The 18,285-nt window shown below is 63.0% G+C and carries 13 protein-coding genes and 6 pseudogenes; 13 read left to right on the top strand and 6 right to left on the bottom strand.

The genetic code is table 11. From position 1 onward, the window contains the following. Positions 1-1,097 precede the first annotated feature (1,097 nt). From ACVWZM_RS10395 to ACVWZM_RS10385, 3 genes are all read left to right on the top strand, one after another. Positions 1,098-1,304, top strand: coding sequence for a hypothetical protein (locus tag ACVWZM_RS10395; protein WP_253624832.1), 207 nt, complete (start codon positions 1,098-1,100; stop codon positions 1,302-1,304). A gap of 712 nt (positions 1,305-2,016) precedes the next feature. Next, on the top strand, positions 2,017-3,990 hold the full coding sequence (locus ACVWZM_RS10390; protein ID WP_253624830.1) for a methyl-accepting chemotaxis protein: 1,974 nt from the start codon (positions 2,017-2,019) through the stop codon (positions 3,988-3,990). 152 nt (positions 3,991-4,142) lie between these two features. Next, complete coding sequence (locus ACVWZM_RS10385; protein ID WP_076827915.1) at positions 4,143-4,325, top strand: hypothetical protein; 183 nt, start codon at positions 4,143-4,145, stop codon at positions 4,323-4,325. Between the two features lie 220 nt (positions 4,326-4,545). Here the strand turns inward: ACVWZM_RS10385 and ACVWZM_RS10380 are convergent. Next, positions 4,546-4,709: pseudogene (locus ACVWZM_RS10380) on the bottom strand (DNA ligase); the annotation flags it as partial. 148 nt (positions 4,710-4,857) lie between these two features. Here ACVWZM_RS10380 and ACVWZM_RS10375 point away from each other — a divergent pair. Next, positions 4,858-5,048: pseudogene (locus ACVWZM_RS10375) on the top strand (DUF3606 domain-containing protein). 4 nt (positions 5,049-5,052) lie between these two features. Here the strand turns inward: ACVWZM_RS10375 and ACVWZM_RS10370 are convergent. Continuing rightward, the gene (locus ACVWZM_RS10370) at positions 5,053-5,328 is read right to left on the bottom strand and encodes a hypothetical protein (RefSeq protein ID WP_456853067.1); all 276 of its coding nucleotides are present in this window, start codon (positions 5,326-5,328) and stop codon (positions 5,053-5,055) included. A gap of 322 nt (positions 5,329-5,650) precedes the next feature. Then, a pseudogene (locus ACVWZM_RS10365) lies at positions 5,651-5,782 on the bottom strand (phospholipase effector Tle1 domain-containing protein); the annotation flags it as partial. Positions 5,783-6,508: 726 nt separating this feature from the next. Between ACVWZM_RS10365 and ACVWZM_RS10360 the strand changes: the two are divergent. The 9 genes and pseudogenes from ACVWZM_RS10360 to ACVWZM_RS10320 form a co-directional block, all read left to right on the top strand. After that, positions 6,509-7,712 (top strand): annotated as a pseudogene (locus tag ACVWZM_RS10360) (cytochrome P450). A 94-nt stretch (positions 7,713-7,806) separates the two neighbouring features. Continuing rightward, positions 7,807-9,096: a cytochrome P450 gene (locus ACVWZM_RS10355; RefSeq protein WP_456853065.1), complete on the top strand. Its 1,290-nt coding sequence runs from the start codon at positions 7,807-7,809 to the stop codon at positions 9,094-9,096. Between the two features lies 1 nt (position 9,097). Next, positions 9,098-9,406: a ferredoxin gene (locus ACVWZM_RS10350; protein WP_076827908.1), complete on the top strand. Its 309-nt coding sequence runs from the start codon at positions 9,098-9,100 to the stop codon at positions 9,404-9,406. Beyond that, a complete protein-coding gene (locus ACVWZM_RS10345; RefSeq protein WP_456856678.1) occupies positions 9,393-10,238 on the top strand; it encodes an SDR family oxidoreductase in 846 nt (281 codons plus the stop codon). The genes ACVWZM_RS10350 and ACVWZM_RS10345 overlap by 14 nt, the downstream gene beginning before the upstream one ends. Continuing rightward, positions 10,238-11,581, top strand: a complete 1,344-nt coding sequence (locus ACVWZM_RS10340) for a cytochrome P450 (protein ID WP_253624826.1) — start codon at positions 10,238-10,240, stop codon at positions 11,579-11,581. The genes ACVWZM_RS10345 and ACVWZM_RS10340 overlap by 1 nt, the downstream gene beginning before the upstream one ends. Positions 11,582-11,713: 132 nt before the next feature. After that, positions 11,714-12,712 carry a polyprenyl synthetase family protein gene (locus ACVWZM_RS10335; RefSeq protein WP_253626064.1) on the top strand — a complete coding sequence of 333 codons (999 nt, stop codon included), beginning with the start codon at positions 11,714-11,716 and terminating at the stop codon, positions 12,710-12,712. A gap of 268 nt (positions 12,713-12,980) precedes the next feature. Next, entirely contained in the window at positions 12,981-14,531 is a 1,551-nt protein-coding gene (locus tag ACVWZM_RS10330; protein WP_456853063.1) for a hypothetical protein, read from the top strand. Beyond that, positions 14,528-15,415, top strand: coding sequence for a terpene synthase family protein (locus ACVWZM_RS10325; protein ID WP_253624824.1), 888 nt, complete (start codon positions 14,528-14,530; stop codon positions 15,413-15,415). The genes ACVWZM_RS10330 and ACVWZM_RS10325 overlap by 4 nt, the downstream gene beginning before the upstream one ends. 170 nt (positions 15,416-15,585) lie before the next feature. Next, a pseudogene (locus ACVWZM_RS10320) lies at positions 15,586-15,877 on the top strand (IS5/IS1182 family transposase); the annotation flags it as partial. A 506-nt stretch (positions 15,878-16,383) separates the two neighbouring features. On the opposite strand, the pseudogene ACVWZM_RS10315 reads toward ACVWZM_RS10320, so the two are convergent. From ACVWZM_RS10315 to hisN, 3 genes and pseudogenes are all read right to left on the bottom strand, one after another. Further along, positions 16,384-16,911 (bottom strand): annotated as a pseudogene (locus ACVWZM_RS10315) (hypothetical protein); the annotation flags it as partial. Continuing rightward, positions 16,815-17,144: a DeoR family transcriptional regulator gene (locus ACVWZM_RS10310; RefSeq protein ID WP_456853061.1), complete on the bottom strand. Its 330-nt coding sequence runs from the start codon at positions 17,142-17,144 to the stop codon at positions 16,815-16,817. The gene ACVWZM_RS10310 and the pseudogene ACVWZM_RS10315, both read right to left, overlap by 97 nt. A gap of 142 nt (positions 17,145-17,286) precedes the next feature. Beyond that, positions 17,287-18,078, bottom strand: coding sequence for a histidinol-phosphatase (hisN, locus tag ACVWZM_RS10305; RefSeq protein WP_229160701.1), 792 nt, complete (start codon positions 18,076-18,078; stop codon positions 17,287-17,289). Positions 18,079-18,285 lie beyond the last annotated feature (207 nt).

The following is an 18,285-nucleotide window of genomic DNA, read 5'->3' as shown; positions in this document are numbered from 1 at the left end:
TCAAACGTGTTGGGTGACACGCAGACGTAAGCGGCGGCGGCTTCGCGACTGATGAGCCGTGGTGCAAGTGATGGCGGTAGCGCTGTTTGCCGTGGCATCGCGATGCCCTATGCTAGGCGATCCATTCCGCCGATCTGTGCATCGCAACATGCTTGGCTCGTCCAAGCAAGGGCACGCGGTCCGATTCGGAAGCCCATGCGTGCAGCGGCGCACAAATCGGATGGTTGCACGGGACAATGCGTGTTCAGCCTCAAAATTCTCGTCGATGGCCCGGAGGAGTTTACGTTTACGCATTTTTACTTAGCTTGACTGCGTAAATTGGCAGATTTCAAACCTTGAGCCAGGTGTGGCTAAGCAAGCGAACAGAAAGCTAAACCACCTCGAAGGGACTCTTCCGCAAGGACTCTTGGTCGACGCCGTTTGGATGGAGCGCCATGGATGATCGGATCGCGTCTTTTCCGCGTTGTTTTGGATTTTGTGGCTGAAGCCACAGTTGGCTTTCTTGCTCGTGTCCTCGTACTGCATTCGACGGAGCGTTCATCACGCCTCGCCTACAAATTCCAGTAACGGATTGATATCGTCCTTGTCCGCTGCCTTAAGCGGAGCGATATATGCCGTTCGGCGTTCATTCATTTTTTGAAGATCCCGCCCGCCCAATCAATCGGCTTTGCGTTGTAGACACGGTCCAGAACCGTAGCCGCCATGATGCGGGCATGCCTTCCGTTGTCTTAAGAAACGGATGAATCTTCACCAGGCGATGGTGCAAGCGAACCGCAGCCCTCTGCAGGCGAGTAGGTTTTGTTGTCAGCCCGGTACTTCGCATCGCCCATGAGGGTACGAAGTGGTGCACGCTGTGGCAAACGCGACAGGACGCTTGGCCGCCGGCGGTGGATCAACATCGCTACCGGTGATGATCTCATCGGGGACTACCTCGATGCCATCGCGACCGAGTTCGTTCAGAACGGGCGCGCGCCAGATGCCAGATTTTGGGCAGTGCGGCAGCCGCCTGCCAATTACATCTTCGAGCGCATGATTACAGGTCCGACCTCGATGATCTTGGCAGGGGAGCCGCAGCTGCAGGTTTCGTCGGAGCATATATGTCGCCGATTCCTCCTGATTGGCCTCACCTTGACGCGACCTTGCCCGCCATCGACGGCTGGGTCACTGCCACGGCCTACTCCCCGTCGGCAGCTCTTGCGCTCCTGCGTTTCGCAGAGCGCTTCGACACAAAGCAGCGGACAAAATGGCTTGTGAAGTGGCTCGGGTTCTACGTCGACAAACATCAAACCGATCAGCAATTCTGAGGCTATGGATCAAATGGCGACCGCGCCGCGGCGCTGCTCAAACCGCTGCAGAACGCGGACATGGCCACGCGGCGTGAAATCCGGCGTCTGCTTGGCGTGATTGCGGACGCAGGCTCGCTCGGCGCGCCCGTCCAGAGGCGCCTGCCGCGTTACTTGCAAACAACCAACGCACTATCTACTCCCCATCTTTGTCCATTGCGCACGATTGTATGTACTGAGCGGTGCAGTGCGTCGCAGAAATCTCCGTGCAACGAAAGGGCGTATTATCGCCAAGTGCCAATGACGCACGTCAACATCAACCGAAGATGATTATCACGATGATTCGACCGGAAGTATCCAGCCCGCAGCCAGTTGGGTCTTATTACGGCCCCCAATTGCGCGAGCGGTTATAGCGATATCGATGTCTCACGCCGGTTGACGGCGAATTTCGCGCAAGGCTCGCATCTTTTCTGCAAAAGCGATCGACGAGTCCCACCTTGCGGGCATGCTGTTGCAATCGCCGGAGAGTGCTCGTCGTTCACGCCGACCAGCAGGTACAGTGCAAGTTCAGGATTTCGAAATCAATCTGACCTATTGAGCCGGTCAACATCGACCGAATGAACCAGGTCAACAACTCCCGTTCAGCCAATACTGGCCAACGTCTGTCGGCGCCGTGTTAACCAACACGGCCACCGGGGCACGAACTCATTCAAGGGGTAACATGAGAGAAGTTGTGACAAGGAACGGCAAGCCATCGAAGCGTTTCCGCATCGGGTTGCGCAGCCAAATGGCGCTGCTCGGGATATCCGGGGTCCTTGTCACTGGCGTTATCTGCGCCGGCGCACTGACTTACGCGCGTCTTGTTCAGAGCGAATCAAACGACAGCAACAAATTGAAGGATCATATCGCATCCTTGTCACAGAGCTTCCTGGAGTCGCGACAAATCGCAAACGACTTCCTCCGCAAACCAAGTGATGTCTTGATCAAGAACCATGCCGAGAATTATGAACGGCAGCTTTCAGACCTCGGTTACGTTGAAACATTTGCGACGATGTTGCCCGATAACGACCCGCTCAAGCAGGTGACGTCCCTGCGCTCGGTGATCGGTCTCTACGCAACGCGCTTTCATAACATTGTCTCCGCCCAACGCAATCTCGGCTTCAATGAGAATGAGGGATTTCAAGGCAAGCTGCGCAATGCCGTTCACGACGTCGAGCAACGGCTGAAAGAGCTGAGCCAGCCGCGCCTCACGACCTTGATGTTGATGATGCGCCGGCACGAGAAGGATTTCATCCTGCGCGGCGAGGACAAATATGGCGATCAACTGGTCGATCAAGAGGCGATATTCGAGACCGCGCTTGCTCAAGCCAACCTGCCAGAGGAGGCGAAATCCCAGATCCTCGACCTGATCCGCGCATACAAGTTGAGTTTCGTTGCGTTCATGGTCACGCAGCAAGCGCTGAATGACCAAGTGGACGATCTTGGACACATCTACGACCGTGTCCGTCCGGCGCTCGTGAAGATCATGGCTTCGGCCGGCGCGCGTTCGCAGGTTGCTGAAGCCCATGCTGAAGAGATCCGGCAGACGCTCATCTGGGTGATTGGACTTTCAACGGTTCTTGTGGGGCTCACCGCAGTGCTGTTCGGCCAGCGCATCGCCGAAACAGTGGCTTCGATGACGGCGGCCATGCGCCAGCTCGGCGAGGGGCGGTTCGACGTGATTTTGCCAGGACTTGGCCGAAAGGACGAACTCGGCGAGATGGCCGAATCGGTCGAAATGTTCAAGCTGAAAGCCCGCCAGAGGGCGCGGGCCGAGCTCGATGCGAGCGCCGAACTGGATCGTGTCGCTGCCGAACGGCGTAAGGCCGATATCGCGCGGCTCGCCGGTGAGTTCGAAAGCGCCGTGGGTCAGATTATCGGCGCCGTCTCATCCGCATCATCAGAGCTCGAAGCGTCCGCGCGCAGCCTTACCGGCGCGGCCGATCGCGGCAGGCAACTCTCCGTCGAGGTCGCATCTTCATCGGGGGAGACCTCCGCCAACGTTCAGCGCCTCGCTGACGCTACCGGCGAAATGGCGGGAACCATCGCCACCATCGGCCGGCAGGTTGACCAGGTGGCCAGTATGTCGCACGAAGCGGTCCGTATGGCGCAACTGAGCGACCAGCGAATATCCGGTTTGGCGGTCGCGGCGGAGCGGATAGGCGGCGTCGTTCAGCTGATCGCCGCGATCGCGCGGCAGACAAATCTGCTCGCGCTGAACGCCACTATCGAGGCTGCACGCGCCGGAGGCTTCGGCAGGGGATTCGCGATCGTCGCACAGGAAGTGAAATCTCTCGCGACACAGACCGCCCATGCCACCGCTGAGATCAGCGAACACATCGGCGGAATACAGGCTGCGACACGTGATTCGGTCGGGACTATTGCCGAAATTGGCGGCCTCATCGGACGCATCTCGGAGATTGCGGGGACCGTGGTGGAGGCCATCGGAAAGCAGGAGACGACCAGCCAAAGCATCGCACTCAATGTGCAGGAAGCCGCAGCCAGGACGACGCTGGTGGCGACAAGCGCCGGTGAGGTCACTAAGGGCGCAAAGCTGACCGAGGAGGCTTCGGCGGGAGTGCTAAGGTCTGCCGAACTGCTTTCTGAGGAAGGTACTCGGCTGAAGCGCGAGCTGGACGACTTCCTCGCTAGAATCCAGGCGGCCTAGGTTGGGGGAGGCGTAGACCGAAAAGCATCCAGACCAGCATGCGAATTGCAGACAGGCGCCACTTGGGTCAACAATGGCCGTTGTGACTGGCGGCTTCTCGCCGACTCAGGCTAAGCAGTTTGTGCGCAAAATCCAATATGAGACGAAACAAGATGGTTGCTACCGCCCGCAAGATGCCGACTTCAGGCTTCGCAATCGAAGTCGATGGCCTGTTAAAAACTGAGTTTGCAACGAAAGAGGGCGCCAGGGCCGGCGGAGAAGAACTGAAGAGACGCTTTCCCAAGCTTCGGGTCAGGATCTATGACGCGCAGACGCATGCGCGTGAGGAAATCTAGACCCTCAGATTCAAGCCCGGGTCACTTCTTCCGCTTGGCGCGTGCGGCCGATGCCGCAACGGGCTCTCCTGAACCGAGCCGCGCAGCGTCTCGGCCATGCGGGTTCGATCCCTCGCGCAAAGGACTCATGAAGCTCCTCGCCGGGGGCACTCGGGAAAGGGGCCCGCCGTCATAGCGTATGCCGGCGTGGCTATCACTACCCGTTCCCGGGTACCGCTATTAGGATCTTCTTAAGTTCGGCTTTGCGCTGAAAGAGCAGGAGTCGGATGTCGCGGGGCTGTTCAGATAGAGCAGATCGAACGCTACGAGGACGATGCTCTTCGATTTGCCCTTGAGCTCGTTCTGCAGGACCGAGAAGTCGGTCGTGCCGTCGGCCGCCGGTAGCTATTGGCTTTACGCTGAAACGGCACAGGAAGAACTCCACGTTGCAGCCGATTCAAATTGGCACAGTTCGAATCGTGCCGGAACCTGCGCATCCCTGTCGCAGTGCTTTCAATGTCACAACAGGAGGCACCGATGGCGGCAGCGAAGAATGCAACACGGCGCGCGAACGAAGCAGGACCGGCCGCGGGTGGCAGGCGGGCAGGACTACGAAGTGCAGTACGAGGCGAAGAAGACCGGAAAGTCGGCACCGTGGTGAAGAAGGCCGTCAAAAAGGTCGGCGACGCGCGCAAGCGGATGGAGAAACAGTTAGGCCGCAGAGTCAGAGACGAATTGGCGTAGACGCTTAGTGCCGGTCATCCTCGTTGGGGCATTCTGGACAGGTGTCTCCAATCGAGTCCAGCACGTCGCGAACAGCGGCTTCCGCTGCACCAGCGGATGCGCCTATTGGCGGGTCTCGACGGGCGATATGGAAGGCCCGCTCTCGTGCACGCGGATCGGCGCGGTCCTGCATCCAACCGTGCTCCTCGCACTCGCTGATGGCGCCCGCTTCCCGGAGCACGTGGATCTCCCATCCGCGCAGCGTCCGTATTGTCGGCCTTCGTTCAGTAGTCATCAGCATTGAAGTAGGCTCCGAATACGACGAATCCTGTGGTCCGCCATCTGTTCCGGCTCCTCGCACAAGGCTGGATTCCCAGTAAGCAGAGGACAAGGTTTCCCCAATTCTGAGATCCCTGTGAAAGATGCCGGGCGGTTCTTGTAGAATGGTCTGCATCACGTGCGCTTAGGTCTTTGCGCGTGCAGGCAGAGCCGCACCGCGCTCTCGTGTTGGGGTGGACGGCCCCTGACTTGCAGTCAAATGTGACCGAGTTCGCGCTCGTCGTGCCAGGGACCAAGCGATCCGCATTCAGCTTCAGAAATCTATCGTGTACCTTGATGCCGAATCCGTCGGGTCCCTTGCGGTCCGGAAAGGTCTCGGCCGCATGCGCCATCCAACTCAGCGAGATGTCGGAGAGGCGGGTTTCATTTTCGGGATAACTACCGCCGACATCGAAGTGGTTTCCTGCGAACCACATTCCACAGCCAATCCGGTTGCTTGAAATCCGTCCAAGGCCGCCCGGCACATTCAGCGCGAGAGCAGGCCTTTGTCGGGCACTTGCTTCGCCGTTGTCGGCATTGAGACTCAATGCCAGAAACCTGACATACGCGCGCTACGAAGTGCCTGCTGAGCCTGCGAACTCATCTCGGCACGCGATTTGCTCTGTTCACGGCATCATCACCAATCGCGGTGCGATGATCTTCGGGACGGACACGGCGCGCGTCGCCGTTCGCGTTTGGTCCGTTCCGACGGTTTGCTGTGGCATGACTTGGCGCTCGGTAGTGGACCGAGAAATGCAGGGAAGGGTTGGATGCGATCTAGAGTTCTTCTTTTGGGAGCCAGCGAAACTGCCACCGGAAAAGTGCGACTGCTCCGCAGGCTAAATTGGCGGGCAAGTTGGTGGCGGGTACCTCGAGGCTCCTTCACCAATCCCTACGGTCAGTCGATCTTTGGCGATGCCGACAGGTTCGATGTCATGCGGCGGCACAACCCGCACCTGCCGTTCGGCTAGGGGCCGCCCTTCTGCCTGAGCGTGCGCTGGGACGCCTGGAATTGCGATGGGCCTTCTTCGCGCCACTCGTGCGGATGGGGGATCTGGTGCGGACCAACGTCGCGGAGGCTGTCGTCTATCTGCCGTCTTCGCTGCCTGCGGCTCCTATCGGTCACCTTCCGCCTTTCATCGCTTAGAGAGTGATGTGCCACCATGTCCGAACAATCCTTGCCGACGCTGCCGATGTGGCGCGTCGATCACATCGAGCCTTCGCCGGAGATGTTGGCGCTACGCGCCAACGGTCCGATCCACCGCGTGCGCTTCCCGTCCGGACACGAAGGCTGGTGGGTCACAGGCTATGACGAGGCCAAGGCAGTGCTGTCCGACGCGGCGTTCCGGCCCGCGGGAATGCCGCCGGCGGCATTCACCCCGGATTCGGTGATTCTCGGTTCGCCGGGCTGGCTGGTCTCGCACGAGGGGGGGCGAGCATGCCCGGTTACGCACGATCGTGGCGCCGGCCTTCAGCGACCGCCGGGTGAAGCTGCTCGCGCAGCAGGTCGAAGCGATCGCCGCGCAGTTGTTTGAGAAACTAGCGGCCCAGCCTCAGCCCGCCGACCTGAGGCGCCACCTCTCCTTTCCGCTTCCGGCCATGGTCATCAGCGCGCTGATGGGCGTGCTCTACGAGGATCACGCCTTTTTCGCCCGGCTGTCCGACGAGGTGATGACGCACCAGCATGAAAGCGGCCCGCGCAGTGCGTCGCGCCGGGCTTGGGAAGAACTGCGCGCCTATATGCGCGGCAAGATGCGCGACAAGCGCCAGGCTCCGGGCAACAACCTGCTGACGGATCTGCTCGCGGCGGTCGACCAGGGCAAGGCGACCGAGGAAGAGGCGGTCGGCCTTGCGGCGGGCATGCTGGTGGCGGGGCACGAGAGCTCCGTCGCGCAGATCGAATTCGGCCTGCTGGCCATGTTCCGCCATCCGCAACAGCGCGAACGCCTGGTCGGCGATCCATCCCTGGTGGACATGGCGGTGGAGGAAATCCTGCGCATGTACCCGCCGGGCGCGGGCTGGGACGGCATCATGCGCTATCCGAGGACCGACGTGACCATCGCGGGCGTGGATATTCCCGCGGAGAGCAAAGTGTTGGTCGGCCTGCCGGCGACGTCGTTCGATCCGGGCCATTTCGATGACCCGGAAATCTTCGATATCGAACGCCAGGAAGAGCCGCACCTGGCGTTCTCCTACGGGCCGCACTCCTGCATCGGCGGGGCGCTGGCCAGGCTGGAACTCAAGGCGGTGTTCGGTTCGATCTTCCAGCGCTTTCCCGCGCTGCGTCTGGCCGTGGCGCCTGAAGAACTGAAGTTGCGCAAGGAGATCATTACTGGCGGCTTCGAGGAATTGCCGGTGCTCTGGTGATGCACGGACGCCAACGCTGATCGCGATCCTCTCCGCAATTTGCCGGCGCGCCTGGGGCGCGCCGGTCAGATCAAGCCGCCGACAGGTAATCAGGATGGACGTGCAAGAAACCACGGCAGCATGCCCGGATGCTTTCGCCGAACTGGCGTCGCCAGCGTGCATCCACGACCCATATCCGTTCATGCGGTGGTTGCGCGAGACCGATCCGGTGCATCGTGCGGCGTCGGGCCTCTTTCTGTTGAGCCGCCACGCCGACATTTACTGGGCGCTCAAGGCCACGGGCGATGCGTTTCTGGGACCGGCGCCGGGCGAGCTGGCGCGCTATTTTCCGCATGCGGCGACCAGCCTGTCGCTCAATCTGCTGGCGTCCACGCTGGCGATGAAGAACCCACCGGCGCATACGCGTCTGCGCCGGCTGATCTCGCGCGATTTCACCATGCGCCAGATCGACGACCTGCGGCCGAGCATCGCGCGCATCGTCGCCGCGCGCCTGGACGGCATGGCGCCCGCACTGGAGCGCGGGGAGGCCGTGGACCTGCATCGGGAATTCGCGCTGGTCTTGCCCATGCTGGTCTTCGCTGAACTGTTTGGCATGCCCCAGGACGACATGTTCGGGCTCGCCGTCGGCATCGGCGCCATTCTGGAAGGCCTGAGCCCGCACGCCAGCGATCCCCAGCTCGCCGCGGCGGACGCGGCCAGTGCCAGAGTGAAGGCCTATTTCGGCGGCCTCATACAGTGCAAGCGCACCGATCCCCGCCACGACATAGTGTCGATGCTCGTCGGCGCACACGACGATGATGCCGACACGCTGTCGGATGCGGAGTTGATCAGCATGTTGTGGGGCATGCTGCTCGGCGGCTTCGCCACCACTGCTGCCACCATCGACCATGCGGTCCTGGCGATGTCGGCGTATCCCCAACAGAGGCACTGGCTGCAGGGAGACGCCGTGGGGGTGAAGGCGTTCGTCGAAGAAGTCCTGCGCTGCGACGCGCCCGCGATGTTCAGCTCCATTCCGCGTATCGCCCAGCGCGACATCGAACTGGGCGGCGTGGTGATCCCGAAGGACGCCGACGTGCGCGTGCTGATCGCGTCCGGCAATCGCGACCCGGACGCCTTCGCCGATCCCGATCGCTTCGACCCGGCGCGGTTCTACGGCACCAGTCCAGGTGTGTCGACCGACGGGCAGATCATGCTGAGCTTCGGCCACGGCATTCACTTCTGCCTCGGTGCGCAACTGGCCCGGGTGCAATTGGCCGAGAGCCTGCCGCGGATCCAGGCCCGTTTCCCCGCGCTGGCGTTGGCCGGGCAGCCGACCCGGGAGCCCTCCGCGTTCCTTCGGACGTTCCGCGCGCTGCCGGTGCGGCTGCATGCGCAGCGGAGCTGAGATGCGCGTCGTGGTCGACCAGGATCTGTGCGGAACCAGCGGGCAGTGCGTGCTGACGCTGCCGGGCACCTTTCGCCAGCGCGAATCGGACGGCGTGGCCGAAGTATGCGTGGCGACGGTCCCGCAGGCGCTGCACGCCGCCGTGAGGCTGGCGGCGAGCCAGTGCCCAGTCGCCGCCATTCGGGTCATCGAAAGCGACGCTGGCGATGACGAGCGCGGCAGCGCCGACCCTCCGCCTTCTCCACCGGAGGCCGAGCGGCATGCCGCAAGAGACCAACGCCATCCAGGAGGACACGATGGGACGGTTTGAAGACAAGGTGGCCGTGGTGACCGGTGCCGGCGCCGGCATCGGCAAGGCATGCGCCCTTGCTATCGCGCGCGAGGGAGGCAGGGTGGTGGTCGCCGACATTGATGGCTCGGCGGCCATCGCCTGCACCGCGCAAATTGCATCCGAGGCGGACCGGGCGCTTGCCTCGGCCACAGACATCGCCGATGCGCAGGCGGTGGCTGCACTGTTCGAAACGGCGGAGCGACACTTCGGTGGGGTCGACCTGCTGGTGAACAACGCGAGCGCCATGCATCTGACTCCGCGCGACAGCGCGATCCTCGACCTGGACCTGGCGGTCTGGGATCAGACAATGGCGACCAATCTGCGCGGCACGTTGCTCTGCTGCCGGCAGGCCATCCCACGGATGATCGCCCGCGGTGGTGGCGCGATCGTCAACATGTCGTCGTGCCAGGGGCTCAGCGGTGACACCGCGCAGACGTCCTACGCCGCGTCGAAGGCGGCGATGAACATGCTGTCCGCCTCGCTCGCCACCCAGTACGGTCATGCGCAGATCCGCTGCAACGCGGTTGCGCCGGGTCTCATCATGACCGATCGTCTCCTCGCCAAGCTGGACGAGTGCACGCAATGGCATCTGCGCCGGCACCAGCTCCTGCCGCGCGTCGGCCGCCCCGACGACGTGGCCGCGCTGGTGGCGTTCCTGCTCTCCGACGATGCTGCGTTCATTACTGGCCAGGTCGTGTGCATCGACGGCGGCATGCTGGCGCATGTGCCGACGTACGCCGATGGTGGCAACAGCCGCGCCGCGCGGCCTTCCGGCAAGACCGCCGAAGCGGACGCGTCGCGGGGCTGCTGATGGACATGTTGCTCAACCCGCTGAACCGTCGGCATCGGCTGCGGCACGACATCCCGGTCGTGCCGGGCGCTTTCCCCTTGGTCGGACATCTTCCCGCCGTCGTCTGCGACCTGCCGCGCCTGCTGCGGCGCGCGGAACGGACGCTGGGCAGCCACTTCTGGCTGGATTTCGGCCCTGCCGGACATCTGATGACCAGTCTGGATCCGGACGCTCTCGCACTGCTCCGGCACAAGGACGTGTCTTCGGCGCTGATCGAAGACATCGCGCCCGAATTGTTTGGCGGAACGTTGGTTGCCCAGGACGGCATCGCGCACCGGCAGGCGCGCGATGCGATCCAGGTGGCGCTTCTGCCCAAGGGACTGACCCAGGCCGGCATCGGCGAGCTGTTCGCGCCCGTCATCCGGGCGCGCGTGCAGAGGTGGCGCGACCGCGGCGACGTAACCATCCTGCGCGAAACCGGCGATCTGATGCTCAAGCTCATCTTCAGTCTCATGGGAATCCCCGCGCAGGACCTGCCGGGATGGCATCGCAAGTACCGGCAACTGCTGCAGCTGATCGTCGCGCCCCCGGTCGACCTGCCCGGACTGCCATTGCGGCGCGGCCGCGCCGCCCGCGACTGGATCGATGCACGGTTGCGCGAGTTCGTCCGCGCCGCGCGCGAACATGCCTCGCGCACCGGGTTGATCAACGACATGGTGAGCGCCTTCGATCGCAGTGACGATGCGCTTTCCGATGACGTCCTGGTCGCAAATATCCGCTTGCTGCTGCTTGGTGGTCACGACACCACCGCCTCGACGATGGCCTGGATGGTGATCGAGATGGCGCGGCAGCCTGGGCTGTGGGACGCCCTGGTCGAGGAGGCGCAACGCGTGGGTGCGGTGCCGACCCGGCACGCGGATCTGGCGCAGTGTCCGGTCGCCGAGGCGCTGTTCCGCGAGACGCTGCGCGTGCATCCGGCGACGCCGCTCCTGGTGCGTCGCGCAGTGCGTGAATTGCGAGTCGGCCAACGGCGCATTCCCGCGGGCACCGATCTGTGCATCCCGCTGCTGCATTTCTCGACCTCGGCGCTGCTGCACGAGGCGCCTGATCAGTTTCGGCTGGCGCGGTGGCTGCAACGCACCGAACCGATCCGTCCGATGGACATGCTGCAGTTCGGAACCGGCCCTCACGTCTGCATGGGCTACCACTTGGCATGGCTGGAACTGGTGCAGTTCTGCATCGCCTTGGCGCTGACCATGCACGAGGCCGGGGTGCGGCCGCGGTTGCTGAGCGACGCCGAAAAAGGCCGGCGCTATTACCCGACCGCACATCCGTCCATGACTATGCGCATCGGATTCTCATGAGCCGGCATCCCATGCGCATGTGGCGAGGCAGCGGCGCCGGCGACGCGCGGCAATGCTGCACTCGGCGCGCGCACGGTCCGACGCCGACAAAACCTCGGGGGCTCGCTTGTCGGGGACTAGGACATGAACAACATGCAGACCGGTTCCACGCCACAGGACGACAGAACTGGTGATTCCGCGCTCCGCGGATTGGGCGCGCCGGCGCGCGGCACATCCGGCGGGCTGCTGCCCGAGATCTGGATGCAGGACGGTGCAAAGCGGGTCGAACAGGTGCTGGCGCGCCTTCTCTTTGTCGAACGTGACGGCGAGACCGAGCTGATGGCCGCGATGCGCTACGCCACCTTGCATGGCGGGAAGCGCACCCGTGCCTTGCTCTGCCTGGCTGCCGGCGCACTGTCCGACACGCCGGCGCACATGCTCGACGGCGTCGGCGCTGCCATCGAGATGATGCACGCTTGCACCCTGGTCCACGACGATCTGCCGGCGATGGACGACGACGTGCTTCGCCGCGGCCTTCCGACCGTGCACGTCAAGTTCGGTGAAGCTACTGCGATCCTGGTCGGCGATGCGTTGCAGGCGCACGCCTTTCTGACCCTGGCCAGCCTGGATGCGCCGGGCGACTACCGTATCGCGCTCGTGCGCGAACTGGCGCAGGCGGTGTCCGCCGAGGGTGCCGCAGGCGGGCAGGCCATCGATCTGTCGCTGGTTGGAAAGCACGCGGAGCTGGACAGGATCGTGGCGATGTACCGGATGAAGAGCGGAGCGCTAGTGCGCGCGTCCGTTCGCATGGGCGCGCTATGTGCCATCGCGGAGGATGCCGCGCACGCTGCGCTGTACTGTGCGCTCGATCGCTACGGCGCCTGTTTCGGCCTGGCGTTGCAGGTGATCGACGACATTCTCGACGTGACCGCGGATGCCGCGACGCTGGGCAAGACCCCCGGCAAGGACGCGGCGACGAAGAAGCCGACCTGCGCGTCGATCATGGGACTGCAGGCAGCGCGCCAGTTCGCGCTGGATCTGTTGCGCGATGCCGGGGAGGCCATCGCGCCGCTGGGGCCGGGTGCAGAACGGTTGGCGCACATCCTGCAGCAGGCCAACGCGTATCTGTTCAAGCACGCGCCATGCGCATGAGCGTGCCCGTCCGCTTGGAGATGCCCGTGTGCCGCTGCGATCGGCTGGCGGCAGCGGTGCATGCTGCACTGTGTGCGAAGTCTCCGGCACCGATCGCAGCGGTTGCCCCGCACGGCCGCGGCGCGCTGAGCGCAAGCCTATGCGGCGGCCCGGCGCCAGCATCGGGGCGCCCGCGCCGGAGCAGAGCGGCCGTCCGGCACTGCCTATGCGACGGCCCGCGGCGACATGCTCGACGTCTGCCCATCCGTCTGCAGGAGGAGCATCCCGCGTGAACGCGCTCTCCGAACAGATCATTTCCGAATTGCGTCATCTGCTGAGCGAGATGAGCGATGGCGGCAGCGTCGGTCCGTCCGTCTACGACACGGCGCGAGCTCTGCGGTTTCACGGCGACGTCACCGGTCGGCAGGACGCATACGCGTGGGTCATCGCGCAGCAACAGGCCGATGGCGGATGGGGAAGCGCGGACTTTCCGCTGTTCCGCCATGCGCCTACGTGGGCGGCATTGCTGGCATTGCAGCGCGCCTGTCCTCTTTCCGGCGCTGCCGACGCAGTCCAGGCTGCAACCCGGTTCCTCCAGCGCCAGCCCGATCCCTATGCGCGTGCAGTCCCGGAAGACGCGCCGATCGGCGCGGAACTCATTCTGCCACAGCTTTGCGGCGAGGCCGCATCCTTGCTGGGCGGCGTGACGTTTCGACGCCACCCAGCGCTGTTGCCGTTGCGGCAAGCGTGCCTGATCAAGCTGGCGGCGGTGGCGACGTTGCCGAGCGGCCATCCGCTGCTGCACTCCTGGGAAGCCTGGGGGACGTCGCCGACCACTGCACGCCCGGATGAGGACGGCAGCATCGGCATCAGTCCGGCGGCCACCGTCGCGTGGCGCGCGCATGCCGCGACACAGGGGAGCACGCCGCAGGTCGCGCGCGCCGACGCGTATTTGCAGACGGCATCGCGGGCAACGCGCAGCGGCATCGAAGGTGTCGTTCCCAACGTCTGGCCGATCAATGTGTTCGAGCCATGCTGGTCTCTGTACACCCTGCATTTGGCCGGGCTGTTTGCGCATCCCGCGCTCGCCGAGGCGGTGCGCGGGATAGTCGCGCGGCTCGACGCGCGTCTGAGCGGGCGCGGTCTGGGGCCGGCCTTGCACTTCGCGGCCGATGCGGACGACACCGCCGTTGCGTTATGCGTCCTGCACCTTGCTGGCCGTGACCCGGCGGTCGATGCGTTGCGCCATTTCGAAATCGGCGATCTGTTCGCCACCTTCCCCGGCGAGCGAAATGCTTCGGTGTCGACCAACATCCATGCCCTGCATGCCTTGCGACTATTGGGAAAGCCCGCCGACGGCACCAGCGCCTACGTTGAGGCCAATCGCAACCCGTATGGTCTATGGAACAACGAAAAATGGCACGTTTCGTGGCTGTATCCCACCGCGCATGCGATCGCTGCGCTGGCGCAAGGCAAGCCCCAGTGGCGCGACGAGCGCGCGCTGGCGGCGCTGATACAGGCGCAGCGCGACGACGGCGGCTGGGGCGCGGGTCGCGCGTCCACATTCGAGGAAACCGCCTATGCGTTGTTTGCGTTGCGCGTGATGGACGGCAGCGAAGAGCCGACAGGGCGCTGGCGCATCGCGCAGGCGGTCGCGCGTGCGCTGGAGTGGATGCTCGCCCGCCATGCGGCGTATGCACTGCCGCAAACGCCGCTGTGGATCGGCAAGGAACTGTATTGCCCCACCCGGGTCGTGCGCGTGGCCGAACTCGCCGGGTTGTGGCTCTCGCTTCATTGGGGGCGGCGCGTCCAGGCCGAGGGAACAGGAGCGGCGCGATGATCCAGCCCCAACGCGCGCTGCAGCAGGTGCTGGAGTGGGGGCGTTCCCTGACCGGGTTCGCCGACGAGCATGCCATGGAAGCGGTCAGGGGCGGCCAGTACATCCTGCAGTGCATCCACCCGAGCCTACGCGATACCAGCGCCCGCACCGGCCGCGATCCGCAGGACGAAACGCTGATCGTGGCGTTCTACCGCGAATTGGCGCTGCTGTTCTGGCTCGACGATTGCAACGACCTCGGCCTGATCGCGTCGGAACAACTCGCCGCGGTGGAGCAGGCACTAGGGCAGGGCGAGCCGTGCGCGCTCCCCGGATTCGAGGGCTGCGCTGTGCTACGCGCTTCGCTGGCGGCGCTTGCCTACGATCGTCGCGACTATGCTCAGCTTCTCCACGATACCCGGCGCTACTGCGCTGCGCTGCGCGCCGGACAGGCGCGGGCGCCAGAGGCGGAACGCTGGTCTTACGCCGAGTACCTGCACAACGGCATCGATTCGATCGCCTACGTGAACGTGTTCTGTTGCTTGTCGTTGCTGTGGGGGTTGGACATGGCGACCTTGCGCGCGCGTCCGGCGTTTCGTCAGGTCCTGCGACTCATTTCCGCGATAGGGCGCCTACAGAACGATCTGCATGGACGGGACAAGGACAGGTCGGCCGGCGAGGCCGGCAACGCCGCGATCCTGCTGCTGCAACGCTATCCGGCTATGCCTGTGGTGGAGTTCCTTAACGACGAGCTGGCCGGCCATACGCGCATGCTGCACGGGGTGATGGCGGAAGAACGCTTTCCCGCGCCGTGGGGCGCGTTGATCGAGGCCATGGCGGCCATCCGCGCTCAGTACTACCAGACCTCGACCAGCCGCTACCGCAGCGACGCTGTGGGGGGAGGCTAGCGTGCGCCGGCCTGAACGCGCGGGAGGCGATGGCGTCCGCGCACTGCCGTCGGTCCGATTCGTCGCCCAATGCGACCGATGGAGCGAACATGAGCGACACCGCCCTGAGCCGGCGCAAGGCCGACCATCCGGACGTCATGTTGGATCGGTAAGCGGCCGGCTACGGTCGTAAGAACTGCGAGCGATTGATCGAACACGATGCGGTGGTCGCGCTGTTCAACAAAGTGGTGGAGATCGCCAATGACCGGGGATGGTTGTCGGGCGAACATTTCAGTGTGGATGGCACGTTGATCTAGGCCTGGGCCGGGCAGAGCAGTTTCAAGGAGGACGGCGATGACGAGGGCGGCAGCGACTTCCGCGGACAATCGCGCAGCAACCACGTGCACGTGCCCACGAGCGATCCGGGTGCGCGGCTATATCCGCACAGGCAGCACAGCGCTGCGCTACATCGGACACGCGCTCCGCTCACTTCTGAGCAATTCGATGGCCGTACAATGGCGCGAGCCGCAAGCGGTCGCTAGAGCCTCACCGCAGCTCACAACTGGGTTCGTTTCAGATTTTCTTGACAGCACGTGAGTCGCTGAAAGGGTAGGACGGGGCAGGTTGTTATGATGGGTTAGACACCCTCAGAATCGATCGTCAGTTCGTCAGTATACACCTTCACTGCTCCTTCATCGATCTCTCCTCGCCAAGGAAACGGCGCAGGTGATCGGCTACATGCGGAAAGGGACACTCTATGATCCGCTTGGCCCGCAACCTTGAAGATCTGCCGCTTGGTACGGGACCAAGCCCAAGGCGTCAGGGTCCAGTTTCTCAAGACAAACTACGATCTTCTTCGACAATGAACTCTCTATCGTATCGGGCTGGATACTGGCCTGCTGAGTTTTTAGAAATTTGGAGCCTAGGTAGTTGGGGATGTGGGAAATGCCTCACGTGCCTCTCGATGCGCCGCGGTCCCCAAGCGACAACTACGTTCGGATTGACTGAGCACAGTTGCGGAAAACATGGCGTTCTGACGCGGCTCTGACGTCGACGATCACGCAGTCAGCGTCTACCAGCGCGCTATATGAAACCCGGCTAACGACACCTACTTTGGAATAGTCGGCGAGAATAACGCGCTTCCGCGCATGAGCAAGCATCGCTCTTGCTATCTCTGCTTCGTCGGGATGTGGCTCGTCGCACCAGCGGTCGCATCGAGACCGAAAGGAGAGGCCATCGCGAAATCTTCTCGGTAGCGAGCTATCTCATTGACGGTAATCGCCCAGAGCGTTGCGGGCGGATCGTCTGTCCCCACCCAGGATCACCGCCCTGTTTCCGCGCTGTGTGCAATCTCTAACGGATGTCATGCACTTGGCGGCATTCACCGAGCTGGTGACGACAATGGGCCCTTCCATCTGAGCTAAGCGTTGGGCCAGGGTGGTTGTCGTGCTTCCCGCGTCGAGATAGATCGTCTGACCGGCCTCGACCATTGCTGCCGCTGCCCTGGCAATCGCTCTTTTCTCGCGGCTACGTACGGCAGTGCGCAATTGGCAGGGAGCCTCCTTGTCCTTGGCAACCGGAATGACTCCGCCGCGGACCCGGCGGAGCTCTCCGCTCTTTTCGTTTCCATGAGATCGCGGCGTATCGGTTCGAGCGATACTCCAAAATCTTCCGTCAGCCGATCAACGCTTAGCGTGCCGAACGTTGCCAACATCGATCGAATGTGACGCCGTCGTTCCTCTTGCCACATAGATGCTCCCCAGTATCTTAGCAGTTTCTATCGTCGGCTGGCCATAGCGCGATGCGACAATAGGCTCGATGCGTCCAACCGACATGATGCTGGCGCCCATCCTTCCACGTAACTGACCGGCTCAGCCGCGCTTCTATCGTTTCTAGAGCAACGGCAGAACTTCGGCGTGAAGTTCTGCCGTGCTTGCAGCGATGACCCGCTTGCCGGAGGTGATCGTGAGCGGCTTGCCCTCCCAGTCGGTGACAATGCCGCCGGCTTCTTCGATCACCGGCACCAGCGCCATGAAATCGTAAGGCTCCATCCGCGTCTCGATGACGAGGTCGATGTGTCCCGATGCAAGCAACCCATAATTATAGCAATCGCCGCCGAAGCGACACATCCGGGCAGTTTGGCTGATGCCCAGGATTTGATCGCGTTCTGATTCTGCAAAATAGAGGGGCGACGTGGTGTAGAAGTTCGCGTCGGCGAGGCGCCTGCAGTCGCGAACTTGGCATTTTGTGCGAATGCCGCTCGAGTTGACAAACCAGCTACCCAGGCCGGTTGCGCCCGTCCAGCGTTCCCGCAATGCGGGCATCTCGACGACGCCAATCTGTGAACGTCCTTGGATAGCGAGCGCGACCAGCGTTCCCCAAAGCGGAGACCCGGAAATGAAGCTGCGCGTGCCATCTATGGGATCGACCACCCACGTAGGCGAATCGAGATCACCCTGGATCCCGTATTCTTCACCGAAAATCGAATGCTCTGGAAATCGAGCGGAAATCGCCTTTCTGATGGCTTCCTCGACACGCCGATCTGCCTCCGTAACGGGGCTCTCGTCATCCTTCGTGTTGATGTCTATCGGCCGTCGAAACCATTCGGTGGCGTGAGAACCTGCGCTTCCAGCGATCTCGAACGCGAAATCGACCAAATCAGACATCGAGTCTGCACCATCCATGCTGGCAACCTCCTGAGCATTACAGATCCAGCTTAAGGTACAAAAATACATATTGCCATATCGCTTTTGATACCTTGGCTTCGGTTGCCACGCAGAAACCCAAAAACAAAAAAAGCTATCCCGATTATTGCTCGCATCTCTAACCGGACGGCCACTCCGGCCTACCATGCGGTAATAGATATTGGCTTCGACAGAGAAATGCTTTTG

It is taken from the genome of Bradyrhizobium sp. USDA 4501 (assembly GCF_054062115.1).
The sequence above is the reverse complement of the archived record's forward strand: the minus strand, read 5'-3'. Positions and strand labels throughout refer to the sequence as shown.